The sequence below is a fragment of the Agromyces binzhouensis genome (genome assembly GCF_042672355.1).
Classification (GTDB): Bacteria; Actinomycetota; Actinomycetes; order Actinomycetales; family Microbacteriaceae; genus Agromyces; species Agromyces binzhouensis.
Genome location: NZ_JBHXVJ010000007.1, coordinates 98,493 through 120,593, shown reverse-complemented (window position 1 = coordinate 120,593; position 22,101 = coordinate 98,493). Strand labels below are relative to the sequence as shown.

The window sequence follows — 22,101 nt, the reverse complement described above, 5'->3', positions numbered from 1 at the left end:
ATGACCGCCGTGCTCGTCGTCGGCTCCGGCATCGCGGGGCTGTGGACGGCGATCCGCGCCGCCGAGGCCGGGTGCGACGTGACCGTCGTGACGAAGGCCGCGGTCGGCGATGGCGCGACGCCGTGGGCGCAGGGCGGCATCGCCGCCGCGGTCTTCGCCGGTGACGCGCCCGCGCGTCACGCGGCCGACACGCTCGCCGCGGGTGCCGGTCTCGGCGACCCCGCCGCCGTCGACGTGCTGACGACCGACGGCCCGGCCCGCATCCGCGACCTGATCCGGTTCGGCGTCGCGTTCGACCGCGACGAGTCCGGCATCGCGCGCGGCCTCGAAGCGGCGCATTCGCGCGCACGGATCCTGCACGCGGGCGGCGACGCGACCGGCGCCGCGATCGAGTCGGCGCTCGTGGGCACCGTCCGGCGGCGCGGCATCCGGGTCATCGAACACGCGACGCTCGTCGACCTCTCCGTCGAGGGCGGCCGGGTCGTGGGCGCGACGGTGCTCGTCGAGCCGGTGCCGGTCGCGCCGCTTCCGGTCGAGCGTGGGGTGGACGCCGGCGGCGCACACGGTCGCGACGGCGTGGATCGCACGCGCACCGCGACCGTTCCCTCGACCCTGCGCGAGTTGCGGGCCGACGCGGTCGTCCTCGCGACCGGCGGCGCCGGAGTCCTCTACGCGCATACGACGAACCCAGACGTCGCGACCGGCGACGGGGTGGCGGCCGCCGCGCGCGCCGGCGCCGAGGTCGCCGACCTCGAGTTCGTGCAGTTCCATCCCACCGCGCTGGCAGTGCCTGGCACGCCCCTCATCTCCGAGGCCGTGCGCGGCGAGGGCGCGGTGATCCGCGATGCGACCGGCCGCCGGTTCCTGCTCGACGTCGATCCGCGCGGCGAGCTCGCCCCGCGCGACGTCGTCGCCCGCGCCGTGTGGCGCCGCATGGCCGAGCAGGGCGGAGAGCCGGTGCGCCTGGACGCCACCGCACTCGGCGCCGAGTTCCTCGCGCGTCGGTTCCCCTCGCTCGACCGCGCATGCCGGTCCGCGGGATTCGACTGGTCTCGCGAACCCGTGCCGATCGTCCCCGCCGCGCACTACTCCATGGGCGGGATCGTCACCGACCTCGACGGCCGTTCGAGCCTGGCCGGCCTGTGGGCCGTCGGCGAGACCGCGCGCACCGGCGTGCACGGCGCCAACCGGCTCGCCTCGAACTCGCTGCTCGAGGGCGCGGTCTTCGCCGAGCGCGCCGCCGCGTCGATCGCCGGCGCCGCGGCATCCGCTGCGGTCTCGACCTCGCCCTCGCCTTCGGCCGGGCCAGGGCCGGTGCCGGCGCGTTCGGGAGGACGAATCCCGCGACACGCCGTCGATCGCGACCCTGCGCTCGGCGTGTCGCCCGGAATCTCCTCCCCTGCGACGAGGCCCGTCGACCGCGACGCCCTCCGCCGGATGATGTGGGACCACGTCGGGCTCGAGCGCGACGCGGCCGGGCTCACCGGGGCATCCGCTCGACTCGACGGATGGCACGCGCCGGAACCCGTCGACCGGCGCAGCATCGAGGACCGCAACCTGCTCGACCTCGCCCGGCTCACCGTCGCCGCGGCGCTCGCCCGCACCGAGAGCGTCGGGGCGCACACGCGCACCGACGCGCCCGCCGTCGCCGCGCACCGCCCGAACCTGGAGAGGCAGGCCGCCTGATGACCGAGACCCGCGAGATCGAGCGGATCGTGTGGACAGCCCTCGACGAGGACGCCCCGTGGGGCGACCTCACCGGCGAGACGCTGATCCCCGAGACGGCGACGGCGACGGCCGAACTCGTCGCGCGCGAGCCCGGCGTCTTCAGCGGGGCCCGCGTCGTCGAGGCGACCTTCCGGCTCGTCGACCCCCGCATCGAGGTCGAGCAGCGCATTGCCGACGGCGGGCGCTTCGCCGCGGGCGACGTGATCGCGCGCGTGGCCGGGCCCGCCCGCGGCATCCTGCGCGCCGAGCGGGTCGCGCTGAACCTCGTGCAGCGGATGTCGGGCGTCGCGACGCTGACCGCACGCTACGTCGACGCGGTCGCGGGCACCCGCGCGCGCATCGTCGACACCCGCAAGACGACCCCGGGGCTGCGCAGCCTCGAGCGGCAGGCCGTGCGCGACGGCGGCGGCCGCAACCACCGGCGTTCGCTGTCCGACGCGATCATGGCCAAGGACAACCACCTCGCCGTGCTCACGGCAGGCGGCGCCGACCTCGCCGAGGCGCTGCGTGCGGCGCGCGAGCGGATGCCGCACACCGCCCACCTCGAGGTCGAGGTCGACCGCGTCGAGCAGATCCCCGCCGTGCTCGCGGGCGGCGCCGACACGATCATGCTCGACAACTTCGACCTCGACGCACTGCGCGAGGGCGTCGCGCTGATCGACGGCCGCGCGATCGTCGAGGCCTCGGGCGGGGTGAACCTCGACACCGTCGCGGGCATCGCCGCAACGGGCGTCGACGTGATCTCGGTCGGCGCGCTCACGCACTCGGCGCGCGCGCTCGACCTCGGCCTCGACGTCGTCATCGAGACGGGCCCGGCGTGATCTTCGCCGACCACGCCGCCACGACGCCCGTCCGCCGCGAGGCGCTCGAGGCGATGTGGCCGTACCTCACCGGCGCCTTCGGCAACCCGTCGAGCCGGCACGACGTCGGCGAGGAGGCGGCACGCGCACTGGCGTGGGCTCGCGCCGAGGTCGCCTCGGTCGTCGGATGCCGCCCGGGCGACGTCGTGTTCACGTCGGGCGGAACCGAGGCCGACAACCTCGCGGTCACGGGCCTGGCGCTCGCGAACCCGCGCGGGCGGCACGTCGTGGTCTCCCCCGTCGAGCACGAGGCCGTGCTCGGGGCCGCCGACGCGCTGCGCCGGCTGCACGGCTTCGAGATCGACGAGGTCGAGGTCGATGCGACCGGCACGGTGACGCCCGAGGCGCTCGCCCGGGTCATCCGCCCGGACACGACGCTCGTCTCGGTGCAGCTCGCGAACAACGAGGTCGGGACCGTGAACCCGATCGCCGACCTCGCGACGGTGGCGCACGCTTCGGGGGCCCTCATGCACACCGACGCCGTGCAGGCGGCCGGATGGCTGCCGCTGGCGATCGACGACCTCGGCGTCGACGCGCTCTCGCTCGCCGGGCACAAGGTCGGCGCACCGAAGGGCACGGGCGCCCTGGTCGTGCGCGGCCGACTGCCGATCGAACCGGTGCTCCATGGCGGCGGACAGGAGCGCGGACGACGCTCCGGCACCGAGAACGTCGCCGGTGCGGTCGCGTTCGCGACGGCCCTGCGCCTCGCCGAGGGCGAGCGGGCGGATGCCGCGGCGCGCGTCGGCGCGGCGACGGATCGGTTCCGGCAGCTCGTCGCGGACGCCGTGCCCGATGCCGTGCCCACGGGGCATCCGTCGCGTCGGCTGCCCGGCACGGTGTCGTACGTGTTCCCCGGGACGAGCGGGGAGGCCGTGCTGCTCGAGCTCGAACGACGCGGTGTCGTCGTCTCGAGCGGCTCGGCGTGCGCGGCCGGAAGCGACGAGCCGTCGCACGTGCTGACGGCGATCGGGGTGCCGCCCGAGGTCGCGCAGACGGCCGTGCGGTTCTCCTTCGGCGGCGAGCTGACCGAAGCGGATGCCGCGGCCGCGGCGAGCGCCCTCGCCGAGGCGGTGTCGGCGGTCCGCGCTATCGTCCCCTGATCGGGCACGTGCGACGCCGCCGGCCCGTCGGGGGACGATGCGCGATGCATGCATCCGCATGCATCGCGCCGATCGGGAATAGCGACCGCGCGCTCGCGGGTTGCATTCCTCGTTCGCCCGGTCGGGAGCAGCACCGCCGCGCCCGCCGAACCGAGCACGACGAGACGCAGAGACGACAGGACCCACCGTGAGCGAACGTTCCGCACCCGACACCGATTCGATCACGGTGCCCGGGCCCGACTCCCTCGGCGCCGTCGCCGAGGCCGAGGCCGCCGACCGCGCCATCGACCAGCACGTCGTCGCCGCCCGCCCCGACCACGGCGCGCGGAACACGCGGGTGATCTGGCTGCTGCTCGCGGCGACCTTCACGGTGTTCCTCAACGAGACCATCATGAGCGTCGCGATCCCCGAGCTCGTCGACGACCTCGGGGTCACGCTGTCGGCCGCCCAGTGGCTGACGACCGCGTTCATGCTGACGATGGCCGTCGTGATCCCGATCACGGGCTTCCTGCTGCAGCGGTTCCCGACCCGTCCGATCTTCGGCGCGGCGATGACGCTCTTCTCAGCGGGCACCCTGCTCGCCGCGCTCGCGCCCGGCTTCGAGGTCCTGCTCGGCGGCCGGATCATCCAGGCCACGGGCACGGCGATCATGATGCCGCTGCTCATGACGACGCTCATGACGGTCGTCGCCCCGGCCGACCGCGGCCGGTTCATGGGACGCGTGTCGATCGTCATGTCGGTCGCACCGGCCATCGGCCCGGCGATCTCGGGCCTGATCCTCAACACGCTCGGCTGGCGCTACATGTTCTGGCTCGTGCTGCCGATCGCGGTCGCCATGCTCGTCATCGGACTCCGCCGCGTCGAGAACATCAGCGAGACGCGCGTCTTCCCCATCGACGTGTTCTCGGTCGTGCTCTCCGCGTTCGGCTTCGGCGGCCTCGTGTACGGCCTGAGCCTGGTCGGCGAGGTCGCGAGCGGTCGCGCGCCCGGCGACGCCGTGCCCATGTGGATCGCCCTCGCCGTGGGAGCGCTCGGCATCACGGCGTTCATCGTCCGACAGGTCATCCTGCAGCGCGGCGACCGAGCCCTGCTCGACCTGCGCACGTTCCGGTCGCGCAACTTCGCCGTCTCGATCGGGCTGATGGCCGTGATGATGGCCGCGCTCTTCGGCACCATCATCCTGCTGCCGATCTACCTCCAGGACGTGCTCGGACTGGAGCCGCTCGCGACCGGACTGCTCGTGCTGCCCGGCGGCCTGGTCATGGGCCTGCTCGGACCGACCGTGGGCCGGCTCTACGACCGGGTCGGACCGACGCCGCTGCTCGTCCCCGCGAGCATCGGCGTGAGCGCGGTGCTCTGGTCGCTGACGCTCGTCACCCAGAACACGCCGCCGTGGATGATCCTCGCCGCGCACGTCGTGCTCTCGATCTCGCTCGCGTTCATGTTCACGCCCCTGTTCACGACCGCACTGGGTTCGGTCGAGCCGCACCTGTACTCGCACGGTTCGGCGATCGTCGGGACGCTCCAGCAGGTCGCCGGTGCCGCGGGGACCGCGCTCTTCATCACCGTGATGACCGCGACCGCGGCGGGCGCGACCGCGGCCGGCACCGAGGCGATCGCCGCGCAGGCGGCAGGCGTCCGCAACGCCTTCCTCGTGGGCGCGATCGTCTCGCTGTTCGCGATCATCGGCGCGGCGCTCGTGCGTCGACCGGCCGACATGCCGTCGGGGGCCCCAGCCGCGCACTGAGCCGCCGGCAGCAGACCACGAAGGGCGCCCTCCATGCGGAGGGCGCCCTTCGTCGCGGGCGCGAGTCGCAGCCGAAGGCTCAGCCGCAGTCGGGACGGCACGTGCGCTGCGACAGGGCGTCGACGAGCACGGTGCCGAGATCCTCGGGCTTGGTCGCGGAGTACGCGCCGCCCTTGGTCGCCTTGGCGATCTTCTTCATCGCGTCGAGGTCGGTGTCGGGACCGAAGCCGATCATGATGACCGCGACGGGCTTCGTCGGGTCCTCGAGCTTCTCGAGCTCGGCGAGCAGCTGGTCGAGGCCGATGCCGTTCTGGTCCTCGTTCTTGCCGTCGGTGATGACGAGCACCGAGTTGACCTTGTCGGGGTCGTACGACTCCTGGACCCGCTTGAACGCCGCGAGCGTCGTGTCGTAGAGCCCGGTCGCCCCGCCGAGGCGGGCCGGAAGGGAGCCGATGATCTGCTGGATCTGCTGGGTGTGCGAGGCGTCGGCGAGCGGAGCGATCGGCGAGAGGTCCTCGTAGTCGAGATCGCCGTTGCGCGCCGTCGAGAACACCCACACGCCGAGTTCGACCTCGCCGGAGAACTTCGACATGGCGCCGACGGCGGCCTGCTGGAAGATGTCGATGCGGCGCAGGCCGTTCTCGGCCGGCTCCTCCATCGAGCCCGACACGTCGATCACGGCGAGCATGCGGGAGCGGAGCGTCAGGACACCCCACGAACGCAGGATCTCGATCTGCGTCGCGGCGTCCAACTCGGTCTGCGTCGGCGGTGCGGTCGCGGCGACGCCCGGCGACTCGACCTCGCCCGACCCGTCCGGCGCCCGGAATCCGGCCTCCAGGAAGTGCTCGGTCGCCGTGCCGAGCGCGACCTCGAAGCTGTCGAGGTTCGCCGGGTCGGCGTCGCCGATGCGGACGAACGGGTAGTCGAGCGCGATGGTGCCCTCTTCGGGGTATGCCGCGACGAGCGGCTCGGCCGAGGAGTCGGCGTTGTGTGCGGCGACGCTCGCCTCGCTCGTGAGCACGACGGTCGGCGTGCTCGCCGAGGCGACCGTGGTCATTGCGGCATCGGCCGTCGCGGGGATCGACTTGCCGAGCGCGATGAGCGCCCCGGCGAACTGTCGCGGGTCGTCGGGCGAGGACTGCCCCTTGAGGGCGTAGAGGCTCGCGAGGCTGGCAGCGGATGCCTCGGGGTCGGGCAGGAGCGCCGGCAGCGTGCCGTTCAGCACGCGCGCCCAGCTCACGGGCTCGGCCGCGAGCTCCTGCGCCTCGCTCGCGGGCGCCGCGAAGACGACCGGTGAGGTGGCGACCGAGTCGCCGACGGTCGCCTCGGGCTCGCCGAGGCCGAGCGATGCCGCGGTGGACGCGGTCCGCGTGAGCCAGCTGGTCGAGTCGGGGATCCATGCATCGGCGGACAGCGTGCCCGACGCGAGCTCGGCCGCGGTGTCGGCGGAGTCCTGCGCACGGACCGCGGTCTCGACGCACCGCTTGGGGTCGGCGTCGAAATCGGCGGCGAGCTCGTCGATGGCCGAGGCGATCGAGGTGTCGGCGACGATCGAGAGCTGCTCGATCTCCTCGCACACCGGCTCGTCTGCGGAGGCGAAGATCGGGTTGAGGTGGCCCCCGACCCAGAGGTACACGCCGGACGCGACGATGCCGATGACGGCCGCCCCGGCGACGATGGACAGGAGGAATCTGCGGCTCGGCCTCTTCGCCGGAGCCGCGACGCTATGACGTCCCACGGGCACTCCAAGCCGACCGGCACTGTCGGGGTGCGCCGATCCCAGTCTGAACGGGTTCCCCCGTTCAGGGGGAAGGGTCTTGCCAGCATAGGCGAACCTGAGCGATCGGCGAATTCTCCATCCACCGGCCGCGCGAACCACATCAGGGCCCCGTGTGCAACCCCTGTCGACCGTTCCGCGCCCTGCGATTGAGTGACCTGAACTGACGAAGGGACGTGCGAACGTGGACACCAGCACCACCATCTGGATCGTCGTGGGCATCATCGCCTTCCTGGTCGTGGTCGCGGCGATCGTGCTCATCGCGACCGCAGGCCGTCGGCGCGAGGCCCGTGCCGAGGCGCAGCGTGCGCACGCGGCCGAGATCCGCGAGCAGGCCGCGCAGACCGACCGGGAGGCGCGGGAGCGCGAGGCGAAGGCGATGCAGGCGGATGCCGCGGCGCGCGCCGCCGAGGCGGACGCCGCCCGCGCGCAGCTCGAAGCCGAGCGGCTCGCGGAGTCGAGCCGCGGGCACCGCGACGAGGCCGCGGAGCTGCGCGAGACGCAGGCGGAACAGGAGCGCCGCGCGATGGAGGTCGACCCGGACGGAAGCGCTGCGGAGCCCGAGCAGGCACCGCCGGCGGCCGCGGCCGACGGCGGGTCGGGCGATGGTCGGGAGGCCGACGTCGCGCCCGCGCCCGATGGGCCCGAGCGGGTCGAGCGTACCTCGGAGCCGACGGGCCGCACCTCCGCCGAGCGCGAGGACGAGGTCGTCGCCGAGGAGCACGCGCCGCGGCACGCGCGGGAGGCCTGAGCCGCCCTCAGGGGCGGGCTCGGACGACGACGGGTTCGGCCCGATCGGATGCGCGGATGACGGTTCGGTGGCTCTTCGCCGGGCAGCTCGGCTCCTCGTTCGACGACGGCGGGCCGATCCTGCTCGTCGAGGCGCGCGCGGCGTTCGGCCGCGCGCCGATGCACCGGCAGAAGGCGCATCTCGTCCTCTCGGCCATCCGGCACCGAGCCGCCGAGCTGGGCGCCCGCGCCGAGTTCCGGCAGGTCGAGCGATTCGGTGACGCGGTGGATGGTCGCGACGACCTCGAGGTGATCGCGCCGCCGTCCCGCGCCGCACGATCCGCCGTCCACCGACGCGGCATCCCGATGCTCCCGAGCCGAGGATTCGCGACGACGGAGGCGGACTTCGCCGAATGGATGTCCGGCCGTGGGTCGCGGCGGACCCGCATGGAGGACTTCTACGGCTGGGTGCGCGAACGGACCGGGCTCCTGATGCGCGGACCCGACCCCGAGGGCGGCCGGCTGAACCTCGACCGCGAGAACCGCCGGCCGCCGCCCAGGGGAGCCGTCACACTGGGCCTCCCGGAGCCCCGGTGGCCCGACGAGGACGACATCGACCGCGAGGTGCGCTCGGACCTGGACCGCTGGGAGGCGGACGGGTCGGTCCGGCTCATCGGCGCGGACGGGCCACGGCGGTTCGCCGTCACCGAGGCGGAGGCCGAGCGAGCCGTCGACGACTTCATCGAGTCGAGGCTCGGCGACTTCGGCCCGTTCGAGGACGCCGTGCTCGAGCACGACTGGGTGATGGCGCACTCGCTGCTCAGCGTGCCGCTGAACCTCGGACTGCTCGATCCGCTCCGCCTCGCTCGGCGCGTGGCGACGGAGTACGACGCCGGTCGCGCCCCGCTGTCCAGCGTGGAGGGGTTCGTCCGCCAGGTCGTCGGGTGGCGGGACTGGGTCTGGCACCTGTACTGGCATCTCGGCCCGGACTACGTCCGCGAGAGCGATTTCCTCGGGGCGGACCGGCCGGTCCCCCGCCCCTTCGCGACGCTCGACCCGGACGGCGTCGACGCCGCGTGCCTGCGCGCGACGCTCGCCGACGTCCGCGACCGCGGCTGGGCCCACCACATCCAGCGGCTCATGGTGCTCGGCAACTGGGCGCTGCAGCGCGGCGTCGAACCGGCGGCGCTCAGCGACTGGTTCGCGGGGGCGTTCGTCGACGGGACCCCGTGGGTCATGCCGGCGAACGTCGTGGGCATGTCGCAGCACGCCGACGGCGGGCGGGTCGCCACGAAGCCGTACGCCGCGGGCGGTGCGTACCTCGACCGGATGACCGACTACTGCGGCGGGTGCCGTTTCGATCCGCGCGTCCGGACCGGTCCCGACGCGTGTCCGTTCACGGCCGGGTACTGGGCGTTCCTCGACCGCGCCGAGTCGAAGCTGCGCGGCAAGCACCGGATGGCGCAGCCGCTCGCCGGACTCCGCCGCCTCTCGGATCGTGCGGAGGTCGTCGCCCAGGAGCGAGCGCGCGACGAGGACAGCGACGGGTTCGGTCCGGCCCCGACGTGATCCGTCGGCGCTCAGCCGAGCGCGTGCCGGATGCCGAGCGCCTCGTCCAGCTCGTCGTGCAGGTCGTCGTGGCGACATCCGCTCGGGCAGCGGTAGTCGACCACGGCGAGACCCGCGTCGCCCATCGTCGGCACCACGGTCACGAGGGCGGTGGACGTCTCGCCGCAGCGCGGGCAGCGCACGCGGCGCCAGTGCTCGGTCATGCGTTCCTCCCGTCGGTCGCGGACGGGGGCTCGTCATCGTCGGAGTCCCCGTCCGAGTCCTCGCCCGCATCCGGCCGATGCTCGCCCGCTCGCTCGAGCGCCTCGGCGATCTCGGCGTCCAGGTCGTCCGTGCTCGCCCAGGATGTCGTGAGCACCTCGCCTGCGCCGACGGTGAACTCGATGAGTTGGGTCAGCAGCGCCCGCAGGCTCGTCGAGGCGAGCAGCCGGACCTGGTCGAGCGGGGTCAGCGGCGCGATCCCGGCGAGCTGCCAGGCCGCCGCTGTCGGATCCTCGCTGAGCTCCGCGTCCGCGTCCCACGGCAGCTCGACGAACTCGCTCGCGCGGGCGATCGTGCGGCGAACGACGAGTTCGGCCCTCTCGAGCAGCGGTCCGAGGCTCTCGTCCCAGTCGAGCTCCGGCAGCTCGCGGACGACGGCCACGGGATGCGGGTCGTCGGGCAGCCACTCCACGACCTCGATGCGACGGCCTCCCCGTGCGATCACCGCGAGGTCGCCCTCGGTGGCGCCGAGTTCGGTGACCCGAGCGACGGTGCCGACGTCGAACCTCCGCTGCGCCTCGGCGCCGGCAGCCTCGCGCCCGCTCTCGATCAGCACGACGCCGAACTCGCTCGGCTGGTCGTTGAGGATCCTGGACATCATGACGAGGTACCTGGGCTCGAACACGCGCAGGGCGAGGGGCATGTGCGGGAACAGCACACTGCCCAGGGGGAACATCGCGAACGAGCCCATGACAGCATGCAAGCACGTCGGGCGGCGGGCGGGTCGTCGCCACAGGTGCCTCGCGGCATCCCCCCAGCCGGTTCCGAGGAGTTACTTCACGAGCCGCGACAGGACGCGATCGGCGAGCGGGGTGCCGCCGGTCTGGCAGGTCGGGCAGTACTGGAACGTCGAGTCGTGGAACTCGACCTGCCGGATCGTGTCGCCGCACACGGGGCAGGCCCGGCCGGTGCGGCCGTGCACCCGAAGGTTCCGCCGCTTGGCGTCCTTCAGCTCGGCGGCGGGCTTTCCGGACGCCTCGGCGAGCGCCTCGCCGAGGGTGCCGCGCATCGCGGCGTACAGCCGCTCGACGTCGCCCGGGTCGAGGGTCGCGGCGATCTTGTACGGCGACATCTTCGCGGCATGGAGGATCTCGTCGGAGTACGCGTTGCCGATCCCTGCGAGCACGGACTGGTCGCGGAGGAGCCCCTTGATTCGCGTTCGACGGCCGTCGAGGATCTCGGCGAAGCGCTCGAGGGCGAAGTCGTCGGCCATCGGGTCGGGGCCGAGCCTCGCCACGCCGGGCACGTCGGCGGGATCTCGGACGACGTAGACGGCGAGCGACTTCTTCGTCCCGGCCTCGGTGAGGTCGAACCCGGCTCCGTCGTCGAGGCGGATCCGAAGCGCGATGGGCGATCGGCCCGGCCGGAGCACCGTGGTCGGGAGTTCGTCGTACCAGCGCAGCCAGCCCGCGCGGGCGAGGTGGAAGACGAGGTGGAGCGGCTCGCCGGCGGGGGTGCCGCCCGAGGCATCCGCCCCGCCCAGCTCGACGTCGAGGAACTTGCCGTGCCGCCCGACCGAGGCGATGGGCCGACCCTCGATCGCGTGCAGGGGCGGATCGAACGTCTTCAGTGCCGCGATCGCGACGACCCGGGCGGACGTGATGGCATGCCCCTGGGTGCGCTCGGCGAGGAACTCGGCGAGCGCCTGGACCTCCGGCATCTCCGGCACGGGTCCATGGTGGCACCGGCCGCCGACTTCCGCGACCGGGACCCCTCGATCAGCTCGCGGGCGAGGGCGCCCCTGCGTCCACCCGGGCACCGCCGATGGCGGCCAGCTCCTCGATCGCCTCCGGCGTCAGCTGCAGTCCGCCGACGCCGTTCGCCGAGCGCATGAGGCGCTCGAGCCAGTCACGGACGAGACCGATCCGGTCGTCGGCGTCGTAGTTCACGACGACCGGCATCGTGGGGTGCACGAGCACCTCGTCGCGATGCCCCTCGGGCGAGACCCATCCGACGAGCACGGGCTCGTGGATGCGGAGCTTGGCGATGACGACGGCGTGAACGTGGGCGAGCACGATGTCGGGGAGATCGATCCGCGTGATGCGGCCGACGTGGAGCGTTCCCAAACGGGGTCCTTCCGGGCATGGCGATGGAACGGGTCAGGCCGTCGATCGCCCGGGTGTCCCGGGACGTCCGCGTGGATGAGGATCCGCGCGGTGACCGACGGCCTGTGGCGGGCTTCGGGGACCCGCGCAGTCAGTTCTACGGACTGTTCCCCGATCGCGGGAGGGACTTGACACCGGCCCGTCGCGCGTGATCCGGTCCCCGCTCCGTCAGTTCACGCGGTGCGCGGCCTCGAGCAGCGAGGTGAGCTCGTCGCGGAGCCGCTCGAGCCGTTCGACGGGGTAACCGAGACGCGCGACGACCTCTCCGGGCACTGCGAGCGCGCGTTCGCGCAGCGCCTCGCCGTCGGCGGTGAGCTCGATGTCGATGGCGCGCTCGTCGTCCGCGCTGCGCCGCCGGGTCACGAGCCCGGCCGACTCGAGGCGCCCGACGAGCGGACTGGCGGTGGCCGGCTCGAGGTGCAGGCGGTCGGCGATCTCGCGCAGTCGCAACGGGCTCTGCTCCCACAGTGCGAGCATGACGAGGTACTGCGGGTGGGTGAGGCCGAGCGGATCGAGCGACGGGCGGTACAGCCGCACGACCTCGCGGCTCGTCGCGGCGAGCGCGAAGCAGAGCTGACGGTCGAGCTCGAGCGGGTCGATCATGCGCTCCAGAATAGTCTGTACACTAATCATTCGTGCACGAACAAAAACTGCCGAACCCGTGGAAGGGCGTGCCCGGGTTCTGGTCGCGCGTCAACCAGTTCCTCTATCCCGTCGCCGGGCCCGCTCAGGTCGGCATCGGACGGCCCGAGGCGCCCTACGTGCCGCCGGCCGATCCCGCATGCCCGCTGTGCGGTGCGCCGATGGCCGAGCACCGCATCGATCGCGGGGATGCCACGACGCCGACGCACCTGCACTGCCCCTGAGCGCACGGGCAGCCGGCCCCGATCGCGCCCACCCGGGTCACGTCGACGCGCAGCGCGCACGGTGGCGCGGTGCCGTGCTCAGGCGCCCGCGCCGTCGGTGCAGCGCACCTGGTCGATCCAGCCGAACTCACGGTCGTCGTTGCCGAACACGACCGGCACCGCCTCGTCGGCTCGCACGTCCGACACGAGTCGCGTCTCGGTCTCCTCCGCGACCCACGAGTCGGCGTCGTCGTTGAAGACGAGGGTCACCTCGAGCACGTCGCAATCGGCCTCGGTGAACAGCGCCATCTGCCAGCAGCCCTCCGCGAACCCGATCGCGCAGTCGTCGTCGTAGCGCCCGTCCCAGTACATCTCGATCGCGGAGGGGAACTCGTAGCCGGTCTCGTACGACTCGTACCGTTCGACGTCGGCGCTGACCGCACCCGGGCCGGCCGACTCGGACGACTCGGCGATCGCCGTCTCCGCGACGCCCCGGACGAGGCCGAACAGGCCGATGCCTCCGGCGACGAGCACCGCGACGAGCGCCACCCCGCCGACCACGATCGCCGCGATCGCACCCCCGGAGAGCCGGCGTCGCGGCGCGGTCGCCGCGATCGCTCCCGTCGGCGCGGGCGACGCGAGCTCCGCCACGAGCACCGCTCGGGCGCGGGTCAGCGTGTCGCGCCACGCCTCCGCGGCACGGCGACCGTCGGCGTCCGGGTATCGAGAGGGATGCCGCAGCCAGAACTCGCGCTGGTAGGCGTCGTCGATGAGCTCCATCGACAGCCGGGCGTCGGGCGGGATCTGGAGGGTCGCGCGAGCGGCGTACGGGTCCACAGCGCGATCATAGGGACGACCACCGGCGCCCGGCATCCGCGCGAGGCCCCGGGCGGGCACTCGGAATCCGATCGATACACGGCGGGCCCACGGGAATGCTGGTGACCGCGGCCCGGTGCGCGATAGCGTGACGGCGACGCCGCATCTCGGCGGCCCAGACGGACGGAGCACGAAATGGCGACTCGACCCGGCGGCGTGACCCTCGTCGCGGTTCTCGCGTGGATCTCCGGACTGCTGCAGATCATCGGCGGCGTCCTCACCCTCACCGGAGACGGTTCGGCCGCGACCGGGTGGACGCAGGTGGTGATCGGGGCGATCACGTTCCTCGTCAGCCTGGGGCTGTTCCGCGGCAGCAACGGGGCACGCATCCTCGTCTCCATCGTGTTCGTGCTGAACCTGATCACGGCCGTGTGGGCCATGATCGCGGTTCCGGCCGTGTTCTGGCCCGCGCTGGTGGCCGCGCTGGTCGCCCTCGTCGGGCTGCTGCTGCTCTACACGCGCGCGGCGAACGAGTTCTTCCGCAGCTGACGCGGAGGGCACATGCCGCTGCGAGCATGCTCGCTCGCATAGGGTTGCCGGATGCTCCGAGGTCTCGTCGCCCGCGTCTACTGGGCCTTCAGCAGGTGGTCTCTCGCGGGCGAATCGGCTCCCGGCCGCCCTTCCGTGCTGATCGGCGCCCCGCACACCTCCAACTGGGACTTCGTGCTCATGCTCGCGATCGCATGGCACTACCGCATCGACGTGCGCTGGCTCGGCAAGAAGAGCCTGTTCAGCGGATGGCGCGGCCCGATCATGCGCGGACTCGGCGGCATCCCGGTCGACCGCGACGACCCGAGCCGGGTCGTCGGCGAGGTCGTGGCGCGGATCCACGCGGGCGAGGTGTTCGGGCTGGTCGTGACCCCCGACGGCACGCGCGGCTCGAACGCGTACTGGAAGTCGGGCTTCTACCGCATCGCGCGAGAGACGGGGATGCCGGTGACCCTCGGGTTCGTCGACCGCACGACCATGACGACGGGCCTCGGCCCGACGTTCGAGCTCACGGGCGACGTCGCGTCCGACATGGACCGGATCCGCGCCTTCTACGCGGACAAGGCGGGCGTGCGCCCCGAGCTTCGCACCGAGCCGCGCCTGCGGAACGAGCCGCGCGACGACACCACCGCGGGGCTCGGCTAGCTCCCGTCGCGGTCACGGCACCGGCTGCGGCCGGTCCCCTACTCCTCGAGTCGGAACCCGACCTTCAGCGTGACCTGGAAGTGCGCGACGCCGCCGTCCTCGACGACACCGCGCGTGGAGACGACCTCGAACCAGTCGACGTGCCGCAGCGTCGCGGTCGCTCGCGCGATGGCGTTGCGGATCGCGGTGTCCGTGCCCTCCGGCGAACTCCCGACGATCTCGGTGACGCGGTAGACGTGATCGCTCATGTGCCTCGGCTCCCCCTCCCGCACCGGCGCGGGATGCCTCGACCCTAGCCCGATCGTCCGGGCTCCGACAGGCCGCCCCGCTGTCCGAGTCCCCGGCGCCGGCCTATTCCATCGAGAAGTCGAGCCGCTCCTCGGCGACCGCGACGACGGACCAGGCGCCGCCCTCGGCGTCGGTGAACTCGTACGCCGGGACGACGAGGACGCTGCCGTCGGACTGCCACTGGCTCGCGAGCCCGAGTCGGGCCTCGACGATGTCGACGTCGTTCACCGGCCACGAGATCGCGGTGCCGGGGGCGGGAACGGCGGGCGGCTCGGTCGGCGGCACCCACTCGGCGATGTCGTCGCTCGCCGGCTCGCGGACCGCGAACGGCATGATGGTCATCTGCGCGCCGAACCGTGGATCGGAGAGCCGCTCGAACGCCTCCTGCTCGCTCACGACCGGGTAGTCGCCGAGCGGCACGAGTTCGGCGAGGGCACCGTAGGCGCTGTACAGGCCGTCCTGCGTGACCTCGACCGACCAGCCGGTGTCGACGCGCTGGCCGTCGACGACGGGCCACGCGGACGCCGTGCGGGTGACCGCGCCCTCCCAGGTCTCGGACGAGAACTCGTACGATCCGGGGTCGCGGCCGGCCGATGCGAGGAGGTCGCGCAGCGCGGCGATCGCGGCATCCTCGCTGGGGAGGTCGCCTGTCGGCTCGCACACCCCGGTGCCCTCCTCGCAGACCCAGGGGTCCTTGCCGGGGTCCGAGTAGGAGAAGCTCATCGTGCCGTCGAGCGACACCCACAGCGTCGGTGCGGTGCCGTCCTGCGGGCCGACCGTCCAGGCGCCGTCGGCGAGCACGGGCTCCCCAGCGACGCCGAGCGCCGCGGCGAGCGCCGCGATCGTGTCGGGGTCGGATGCCGCGGGCGCATCGAACGCGTACGCGGCGGCCGTGCCGCGCGTGGTCGACAGCCCGTCCGCATGGAACGCGTTGCGGCCGAACCCGTAGGGATACGACAGGTCGGCGGCGCCCGGTCCGGCCATCCGCTGGTCGACCGCCCCGGGTTCGATGAGGCCGCCCTCGGTCGCCCCGGCGCCGGCGGCGCCCTGGAGCGAGATCGGCGGGGCGGCGGCATCCGCCAGGTTCACGGACGGGCCGGCCGTCGCGCCGACGCCGTACCCGACGGCGCCGACGACCGCGAGCGAGGCCGCGACGGCCGCGATCGGAATCCAGCGCGGGCGCCGGCGGGCGCGCTCGGTCGCGAGATCGGCGACGGGCGGCGAGGCGGATGTCGCGGCATCCGTCGTCTCGGCCGTGGCCTCGTGCGCTGCCGCGCCTGCGGCATCGGCCGTGACGCTCGCGACGACCTCGTCGGCGAAGCCCTCGCGGGGCTCGACCCGGGCGGCCGGGTCGGCGGCGCGCAGCTCCTCCATCGGATCGCGGCGGTCCTCGTCGTCACGCATGTCGCTCACCCTCGCTCGCCTTCCTGCCGGACTGTCTCACCCATGCATGTGTGCCGCGGCCGCGGAACCTTGCACGGCTCAGAAGGACAGCCGCTCGCCCCACGCCTCGCGGAGGCGCTTGCGCGCACGCGAGAGCGCGGCATCCGCCCCCGACCGCGAGATGCCGAGCACCTGGGCCAGCGCCTCGCCGTCGAGTCCCTCCCACGCGTGGAGGAGGAGGATGCGGCGATCGCGGTCGCCGATGCTGTGCAGGGCGCCGCGCAGCTCGGCATCGAAGAGCGCGCTGAGCTCGGGGTCCTCGTCGACGCGCGAGCTGCCCGCTTCGGGCAGGTGCTCGACCGGGAGGTCGACGGACTTGCGCCGGTGGTTGGCGAGCGTGAATCCCGCCGTGCGGTACAGCCACGGCAGCACCGCCTCGCGCGGCACGTCGGCGCGGCGGCGCCACGCGGTGGCGAACACGTCGGCCGCGAGATCCTCGGCGTCCTGTCGCGGACCGCGGCGCGCGAAGTACTTCACGAGCGCGGTCGAGTGCTCGTGCACGACGAGGGTGAACCAGGCCAGGTCCTCGTCGGCGGCCGGCGTGGCGGGCGGTTCCGCGGCATCGGGCATCGCCACCCCCTGGGTCGTGTCGGCGTCTGCGGCGTCGGTGCTGGCGATCCTCACGCCCTGCTTGTGTCGCGACTGCTGCGAGTCTTGCACGCGCCGCGCAGATCGGTCCGGACGCACCCCGGGCATCCCGCGATCCGCTCGCGGTCGCGCCACGCCCCCGCGAGGCGTAGCCTCCGAGCAGCACGGGCTCGCGTGCTCGTCTGCGTGGAGGGACGTGAGGGCATGGCCATCAAGGTGATCGTGGAGTTGACGGCGCACCCGGGTCGGAGGGACGAGCTCGTGAGGTGGCTCGACGACCTCATCGCCTCGCAGGGCGCCGACCAGCCGGGGTTCATCGGCAGCACCCGCTACGAGGTGCTCGGCGACCCCGACGCACTGGTCGAGATCGCGGACTGGGAGTCGGCGGAGGCGCGCGCCGCGCACATGGAGCAGGCCGCAGCGACGGGGGCGTACGCACCCCTGGCGGAGATGCTCGCCGCGCCGTTCCGAGTCACCGTCGTCAGCGAACTCGCGTAACGGCCCCAGACAGCCTGAAAGGCCTCGGCGTCTGTCGACTCGTCGGGGCCTTTCTATGCCGGAGCGTCCTCCGGTGGTGATCACGATCATACGCCCCTGTGCTCAGGATGCAAGCGATTCGTGACACTTGCTCATGTTTTCTGGGCGCCCGATCGAACCGAACGCGGCCGCCCCCGCCGGCGCGTGCGCGACGCTAGACGTTGAAGCGGAACTCCACCACGTCGCCGTCCTGCATGACGTACTCCTTGCCCTCCATGCGGGCCTTGCCCTTGGCACGGGCCTCGGCGACCGAGCCGGTCGCGACGAGGTCCTCGAACGAGATGACCTCGGCCTTGATGAACCCCTTCTCGAAGTCGGTGTGGATCACGCCGGCCGCCTGCGGGGCCTTGTCGCCCTTGCGGATGGTCCAGGCGCGCGACTCCTTGGGCCCCGCGGTGAGGTAGGTCTGGAGGCCCAGCGTGTCGAAGCCGACGCGCGCGAGCTGGTCGAGGCCCGACTCCTCCTGGCCGGTCGAGGCGAGGAGCTCCGCCGCGTCCTCCGGGTCGAGGTCGATGAGCTCCGACTCGATCTTCGCGTCGAGGAAGACCGCTTCCGCGGGCGCCACCAGTGCGGCGAGCTCCGCCTTGCGGGCGGCATCCGTCAGCACCGCCTCGTCGACGTTGAAGACGTAGATGAACGGCTTCGCCGTCAGCAGTCCGAGCTCGGCGATCGGCGAGAGGTCGAGGCTCGAGGCCGACAGCGGCGTGCCCTTCTGCAGCGCCTCCTGCGCCTCCTTCGCCGCCGCGAGCACCGACGGGTCGAGCTTCTTGCCCTTGACCTCCTTCTCGTAGCGCGTGATCGCGCGCTCGAGGGTCTCGAGGTCGGCGAGGATCAGCTCGGCGTTGATCGTCTCCATGTCGTTCTTCGGGTCGACCTTGCCGTCGACGTGCACGACGTCGGAGTCCTCGAAGCCGCGCACGACCTGCGCGATCGCGTCGGCCTCGCGGATGTTCGCGAGGAACTTGTTGCCGAGGCCCTCGCCCTCGGATGCGCCCTTCACGATGCCGGCGATGTCGACGAACGACACGGCAGCGGGCAGGATGCGCTCGGAGCCGAAGATGCCCGCGAGCACCTCGAGCCGGGGATCGGGCAGGTTCACCACGCCGATGTTGGGCTCGATCGTCGCGAACGGGTAGTTCGCCGCGAGCACCGTGTTCTTGGTGAGGGCGTTGAAGAGGGTCGACTTGCCGACGTTGGGGAGGCCGACGATTCCGATGGTGAGTGCCACGGGCGACCAGTCTACCGGGGCAGGGGCACCGGGCCCGTCGCCGGCGAACCCGCGACCTCCCCGTCCTGGCCGGGGAGGTCGTCGCCCGCCGGCTCCATCGCGATGGGCCGGGCCCGCGGCACGCGCACCGTGAGGTAGACGCCCACGAGCACGACGACGCCGCCGATGATCGCGGCCGGGTCGATCGGGCGCCCGAGCAGCAGCGCGATGACCACCGTGAAGACGGGCAGCAGGTTGAGGAAGACCCCGGCGCGGGCGGGCCCGAGGCTCGCCGAGCCGGCATTCCAGAGCGCGTAGCCGGCGACCGAGGGCAGCAGGACGATGTAGGCGACGGCGAGCGTTCCGCCGAGGTCGGAGGGCGTCGTGAGCCCGGTGACCGCGATCACCGGCAGCATCGTGACGGTGGCGAACACGGCCTGCAGCGCGGTGGCGGTGATCGGCGGGGTCGTGAGGCGCCGGGCGATGATGGAGTACACGGTCCACGCGATCACGGCGCCGAGCACGAGCAGGTCGCCCGCGCCGAACCCCTGCGAGAACGCCGCGACCGGGTCGCCTCCCGTGAGCACGACGGCGACCCCGACGAACGCGAGCACGATGCCGAAGCCCTGGGCCCGCGACATCCGCTCGCCCAGCACGACCGCCGCGGCGAGCGCGATCGTCGCCGGGTTGATGGCGCTGATGACGGATGCCGTCACCGATCCCGTCATCCCGATGCCCGCGTACAGCAGCAGCGCGTACCCGGTCAGGCCGAAGACCGACTGCACGAGGTGCCAGGGCCACTCGCGCGCCGCGGCACGCCAGTCGGGACGCTCCGCGATCCACGCCACGACGAGGAGCGGGAGCGCGGCGAGGGACCACCGCCAGAACGTCAGCGAGACCGGATCCACCTGCTCCGCGATGATCGCGGAGAACACGAAGTTGCCCGCCCAGAACAGGTTGGCGAGCGAGAGCACGAGGAACGCGCGGCGACGTGGCACCGGGGAATGCTACGGCCTCGTCGGCTGTGCGGACGCCGTGAGTCGCAACCTGCGCCGCACCGGCGGTTTCGCGGTCGGCTCGCCCCGGTCGACGCGGCGCGGCCGGACCGGACCGGATGGGTCGGCTCGAGCTCGGTGCCCGCCCTGAGGCGGCGGCGACCTCCGCCGCGTAGCGTCCACCTGCGGGCGCCCACTCGGGCGCCCGGATGCCTGTACGGCCGCCGCGCCGTCGAAGGGGGAACGGATGCCGCAGGACGGACGCGTCGCAGCACGGGGAGGCGCAGCGGCGCATCTGCAGGCCGAGCTCACGCCGATCGTGACGGTGGGGTCGACCGCGACGCTCACGGTCCGGTTGGTGCGAACGGATGCCGCGACGGCGCCGGGCGGGCCGACGCCGGTCGACGGCGAAGCCGGGCGGATCGTGGCCGGCGGGCCGGTCACCGTGACGGTCGTCCCCCGCGGCCTCCGATTCCTCGTGGGCGCACGTCGCAGCCGCCTCGTTCGCCTGCCCTCCGGCACGGCCGCGGAGGCGCGGTTCACCATGCTCGCCGTCGATCGCGGCCCCGCGGAGGTGACGGTGCTCGTGCGCGGCGACGGGGAACTGCCGCTCGCGACGGTCCGACTCACGAGCGAGGTCGTCGGTTCGGACGACCACGGCCAGGCCGGCCTGGCGCGCGCATCCGCTCGGATCGCGACGGCCGACCCGCTGATCACGAGCCGTCCGACGCTGCGGATCGACGAGGAGATCGCCCGGGGCCGCTCGATCCTGCACGCCGCCCTGAGCGTCGGCGGCGAGTCGCACCGCTTCCGGATCCGCCTCGCCGACAAGGCGCGGCTCGTGGCGGACGTGCGCGCCTCCCTCGCCCGGGCGAAGGAGGTCGGCGCGGACCTGCCCGCCGCCGAGCGCGCGGACGCGGTCGAGCGCGGACTGCGCGAGGTCGGCGCGCGGCTCGCCGACCAGCTGCTCGACCGGCGCGCGCGAGACCTGCTCTGGGTGCACCGCGACCGCCTCGACGGACTCGTGGTCCAGACGACCGGCGAGACCGAACTGCCGTGGGAGCTCCTCGTGGTGCGCCGCCCGGGCTCGGCACCGTCCGACGCGGACCCGTTCCTCGGCCAGTTCGGCCTCACCCGCTGGCTGTACGACGTCGCGCCCCCTGCCGCGGTGCGCCTGTCGACGACGACGGATGCCTCGGCGCCGCGCCCCGCCACGGCGATCGCCTCCTCGTCCGTCGTCGCCCTCGGTTCCACGGCCGGCGCCGTGGAGGGTGCGGCCGCCGCGATGCGCAACGGCGCGGGCGTGGTCGTCGAGTGCGGCGGCAGCGGCGGACGGGCCGCGCTCTCGGAGACGTTCCTCGCGACCTTCTCGGCCGAGCTCGCCGACGGCTCGCCCGTCGACCGGGCGTCGCGTCGGGCCCGCGAGGCCGCGCGCGCGGCCGGCGAGGCGTGCGCGATCGCGTACGCGGTCTACGGGCACCCGGACGCACGGGCCCGGGCGGCCTGACCGGACGCCTCAGCGCCGGATCGCTCGGAAGCAGTCGGTCACGTACGGCACCGAGAGCTCGTCGGCGCCCGCGACATCCGGATGCGTGACGAGGAGCGTCTCGACGGCGGCGAGCACGGTGCGCTGCTCGCCGGGCGGCGCGGTCAGCCAGCCGCGGCGCGAGCGGACCAGGTCGAGGAACGTCGCCCGCGACATCCGCCGGACCCACTCGACGCGGTGCGACTCGACCGGACCGAACGGACCACCGACCCGGACGGACGGGTCGGACGACGACGGGTCGGGTTGCTCGTGCATGATCTCCCCCGCAGCGACCAGCCAGTCGGGGCTCGTGTCCCGGCGGTTCCAGGCGAGGCCGAGCACGCCGCCGCGGCGGAGCACCCGCGCGATCTCGGGCACGGCGCGCTCGCGCTGGAACCAGTGCCACGCCCGGCCCGCGACGACCGCGTCGACCGAGTCGTCCTCGACGGGGAGGTCCTCGGCCGTACCGAGGATGCGCGGAACTCCGGGCACGCGGACCTCGAGCTCCTCGAGCATCTCCTCCACCGGGTCGACCGCGACGACCTCGCGATCGAGCGCGACGAGCGCCTCGGTCAGGCCGCCGGTGCCCGCGCCGAGGTCGAGCACGCTGGCGGCGTCGCCGACCAGCCACTCGACCGCCTCGAGCGGGTACCCGGGCGCGGCGGCCCCATAGGCGGATGCCACTGCGCCGACCGGGCGCGCACCCCGACGCGGGTCCGGGTCGGACGGATCCACGAGGAGTCCACCGCGCACCGCGGTCGCGCCGTCGCCCTCGCCAGCCATCGCC

The 22,101-nt window shown here is 73.3% G+C and carries 24 protein-coding genes; 11 read left to right on the top strand and 13 right to left on the bottom strand.

The features are described from left to right. The 4 genes from ACFVHK_RS13420 to ACFVHK_RS13405 all read left to right on the top strand — a co-directional run bounded on the left by ACFVHK_RS13420 (window position 1) and on the right by ACFVHK_RS13405 (window position 5,435). The gene (locus ACFVHK_RS13420; RefSeq protein WP_376929233.1) at window positions 1–1,686 is read left to right on the top strand and encodes an L-aspartate oxidase; all 1,686 of its coding nucleotides are present in this window, start codon (window positions 1–3) and stop codon (window positions 1,684–1,686) included. Beyond that, window positions 1,686–2,549, top strand: a complete 864-nt coding sequence (gene nadC, locus ACFVHK_RS13415) for a carboxylating nicotinate-nucleotide diphosphorylase (protein ID WP_376929232.1) — start codon at window positions 1,686–1,688, stop codon at window positions 2,547–2,549. The genes ACFVHK_RS13420 and nadC overlap by 1 nt, the downstream gene beginning before the upstream one ends. Then, window positions 2,546–3,688 carry a cysteine desulfurase family protein gene (locus tag ACFVHK_RS13410; RefSeq protein ID WP_376929231.1) on the top strand — a complete coding sequence of 381 codons (1,143 nt, stop codon included), beginning with the start codon at window positions 2,546–2,548 and terminating at the stop codon, window positions 3,686–3,688. Before nadC ends, ACFVHK_RS13410 begins: the two co-directional genes overlap by 4 nt. A gap of 187 nt (window positions 3,689–3,875) precedes the next feature. Next, window positions 3,876–5,435 carry an MDR family MFS transporter gene (locus ACFVHK_RS13405; RefSeq protein WP_376929230.1) on the top strand — a complete coding sequence of 520 codons (1,560 nt, stop codon included), beginning with the start codon at window positions 3,876–3,878 and terminating at the stop codon, window positions 5,433–5,435. Between the two features lie 79 nt (window positions 5,436–5,514). Here ACFVHK_RS13405 and ACFVHK_RS13400 read toward each other — a convergent pair whose 3' ends face one another. Beyond that, window positions 5,515–7,173 (bottom strand): VWA domain-containing protein, encoded by a 1,659-nt coding sequence (locus tag ACFVHK_RS13400; RefSeq protein WP_376929229.1) that lies wholly within the window; start codon window positions 7,171–7,173, stop codon window positions 5,515–5,517. Between the two features lie 223 nt (window positions 7,174–7,396). Between ACFVHK_RS13400 and ACFVHK_RS13395 the strand changes: the two genes are divergently transcribed. Together ACFVHK_RS13395 and ACFVHK_RS13390 are read left to right on the top strand one after the other, a co-directional pair. Then, a complete protein-coding gene (locus ACFVHK_RS13395) occupies window positions 7,397–7,963 on the top strand; it encodes a hypothetical protein (protein WP_376929228.1) in 567 nt (188 codons plus the stop codon). A gap of 56 nt (window positions 7,964–8,019) precedes the next feature. Then, window positions 8,020–9,510, top strand: coding sequence for a cryptochrome/photolyase family protein (locus ACFVHK_RS13390; RefSeq protein WP_376929227.1), 1,491 nt, complete (start codon window positions 8,020–8,022; stop codon window positions 9,508–9,510). A gap of 11 nt (window positions 9,511–9,521) precedes the next feature. Here ACFVHK_RS13390 and ACFVHK_RS13385 read toward each other — a convergent pair whose 3' ends face one another. From ACFVHK_RS13385 to ACFVHK_RS13365, 5 genes are all read right to left on the bottom strand, one after another. Beyond that, window positions 9,522–9,713, bottom strand: coding sequence for a hypothetical protein (locus ACFVHK_RS13385; RefSeq protein ID WP_376929226.1), 192 nt, complete (start codon window positions 9,711–9,713; stop codon window positions 9,522–9,524). Then, window positions 9,710–10,462: an LON peptidase substrate-binding domain-containing protein gene (locus tag ACFVHK_RS13380; RefSeq protein WP_376929225.1), complete on the bottom strand. Its 753-nt coding sequence runs from the start codon at window positions 10,460–10,462 to the stop codon at window positions 9,710–9,712. The genes ACFVHK_RS13385 and ACFVHK_RS13380 overlap by 4 nt, the downstream gene beginning before the upstream one ends. A gap of 81 nt (window positions 10,463–10,543) precedes the next feature. Further along, on the bottom strand, window positions 10,544–11,440 hold the full coding sequence (locus ACFVHK_RS13375; RefSeq protein ID WP_376929224.1) for an Fpg/Nei family DNA glycosylase: 897 nt from the start codon (window positions 11,438–11,440) through the stop codon (window positions 10,544–10,546). 49 nt (window positions 11,441–11,489) lie between these two features. Next, window positions 11,490–11,837, bottom strand: coding sequence for a DUF7882 family protein (locus ACFVHK_RS13370; protein ID WP_376929223.1), 348 nt, complete (start codon window positions 11,835–11,837; stop codon window positions 11,490–11,492). 207 nt (window positions 11,838–12,044) lie between these two features. Beyond that, on the bottom strand, window positions 12,045–12,479 hold the full coding sequence (locus tag ACFVHK_RS13365) for a MarR family winged helix-turn-helix transcriptional regulator (protein ID WP_376929222.1): 435 nt from the start codon (window positions 12,477–12,479) through the stop codon (window positions 12,045–12,047). A gap of 32 nt (window positions 12,480–12,511) precedes the next feature. Here ACFVHK_RS13365 and ACFVHK_RS13360 point away from each other — a divergent pair, with 32 nt between their 5' ends. Next, on the top strand, window positions 12,512–12,742 hold the full coding sequence (locus tag ACFVHK_RS13360; RefSeq protein WP_207207093.1) for a hypothetical protein: 231 nt from the start codon (window positions 12,512–12,514) through the stop codon (window positions 12,740–12,742). Window positions 12,743–12,820: 78 nt separating this feature from the next. Here the strand turns inward: ACFVHK_RS13360 and ACFVHK_RS13355 are convergent, their stop codons facing one another. Next, window positions 12,821–13,558, bottom strand: coding sequence for a hypothetical protein (locus ACFVHK_RS13355; RefSeq protein WP_376929221.1), 738 nt, complete (start codon window positions 13,556–13,558; stop codon window positions 12,821–12,823). 174 nt (window positions 13,559–13,732) lie between these two features. Between ACFVHK_RS13355 and ACFVHK_RS13350 the strand changes: the two genes are divergently transcribed. Both ACFVHK_RS13350 and ACFVHK_RS13345 read left to right on the top strand, forming a co-directional pair. Continuing rightward, complete coding sequence (locus tag ACFVHK_RS13350) at window positions 13,733–14,086, top strand: hypothetical protein (protein WP_376929220.1); 354 nt, start codon at window positions 13,733–13,735, stop codon at window positions 14,084–14,086. Window positions 14,087–14,137: 51 nt separating this feature from the next. Continuing rightward, window positions 14,138–14,731: a 1-acyl-sn-glycerol-3-phosphate acyltransferase gene (locus ACFVHK_RS13345; protein ID WP_376929219.1), complete on the top strand. Its 594-nt coding sequence runs from the start codon at window positions 14,138–14,140 to the stop codon at window positions 14,729–14,731. A 38-nt stretch (window positions 14,732–14,769) separates the two neighbouring features. On the opposite strand, the gene ACFVHK_RS13340 is transcribed toward ACFVHK_RS13345, so the two are convergent. The 3 genes from ACFVHK_RS13340 to ACFVHK_RS13330 all read right to left on the bottom strand — a co-directional run bounded on the left by ACFVHK_RS13340 (window position 14,770) and on the right by ACFVHK_RS13330 (window position 17,086). Then, entirely contained in the window at window positions 14,770–14,979 is a 210-nt protein-coding gene (locus ACFVHK_RS13340; protein ID WP_376929218.1) for a dodecin, read from the bottom strand. A gap of 103 nt (window positions 14,980–15,082) precedes the next feature. Next, the gene (locus ACFVHK_RS13335; protein ID WP_376929217.1) at window positions 15,083–16,432 is read right to left on the bottom strand and encodes a hypothetical protein; all 1,350 of its coding nucleotides are present in this window, start codon (window positions 16,430–16,432) and stop codon (window positions 15,083–15,085) included. A gap of 69 nt (window positions 16,433–16,501) precedes the next feature. Next, window positions 16,502–17,086, bottom strand: a complete 585-nt coding sequence (locus ACFVHK_RS13330) for an RNA polymerase sigma factor (RefSeq protein WP_376929216.1) — start codon at window positions 17,084–17,086, stop codon at window positions 16,502–16,504. 168 nt (window positions 17,087–17,254) lie between these two features. Here ACFVHK_RS13330 and ACFVHK_RS13325 point away from each other — a divergent pair, with 168 nt between their 5' ends. Then, entirely contained in the window at window positions 17,255–17,548 is a 294-nt protein-coding gene (locus ACFVHK_RS13325) for a putative quinol monooxygenase (RefSeq protein ID WP_376929215.1), read from the top strand. 193 nt (window positions 17,549–17,741) lie between these two features. Here ACFVHK_RS13325 and ychF read toward each other — a convergent pair whose 3' ends face one another. Together ychF and ACFVHK_RS13315 are read right to left on the bottom strand one after the other, a co-directional pair. Then, a complete protein-coding gene (ychF, locus tag ACFVHK_RS13320; RefSeq protein WP_376929214.1) occupies window positions 17,742–18,815 on the bottom strand; it encodes a redox-regulated ATPase YchF in 1,074 nt (357 codons plus the stop codon). An 11-nt stretch (window positions 18,816–18,826) separates the two neighbouring features. Continuing rightward, on the bottom strand, window positions 18,827–19,792 hold the full coding sequence (locus ACFVHK_RS13315) for a DMT family transporter (protein WP_376929213.1): 966 nt from the start codon (window positions 19,790–19,792) through the stop codon (window positions 18,827–18,829). Window positions 19,793–20,036: 244 nt separating this feature from the next. Between ACFVHK_RS13315 and ACFVHK_RS13310 the strand changes: the two genes are divergently transcribed. Then, window positions 20,037–21,296 carry a DUF7363 domain-containing protein gene (locus tag ACFVHK_RS13310; RefSeq protein ID WP_376929212.1) on the top strand — a complete coding sequence of 420 codons (1,260 nt, stop codon included), beginning with the start codon at window positions 20,037–20,039 and terminating at the stop codon, window positions 21,294–21,296. A gap of 9 nt (window positions 21,297–21,305) precedes the next feature. On the opposite strand, the gene ACFVHK_RS13305 is transcribed toward ACFVHK_RS13310, so the two are convergent. Then, window positions 21,306–22,097 (bottom strand): class I SAM-dependent methyltransferase, encoded by a 792-nt coding sequence (locus ACFVHK_RS13305; protein ID WP_376929211.1) that lies wholly within the window; start codon window positions 22,095–22,097, stop codon window positions 21,306–21,308. Between the last annotated feature and the right edge of the window lie 4 nt (window positions 22,098–22,101).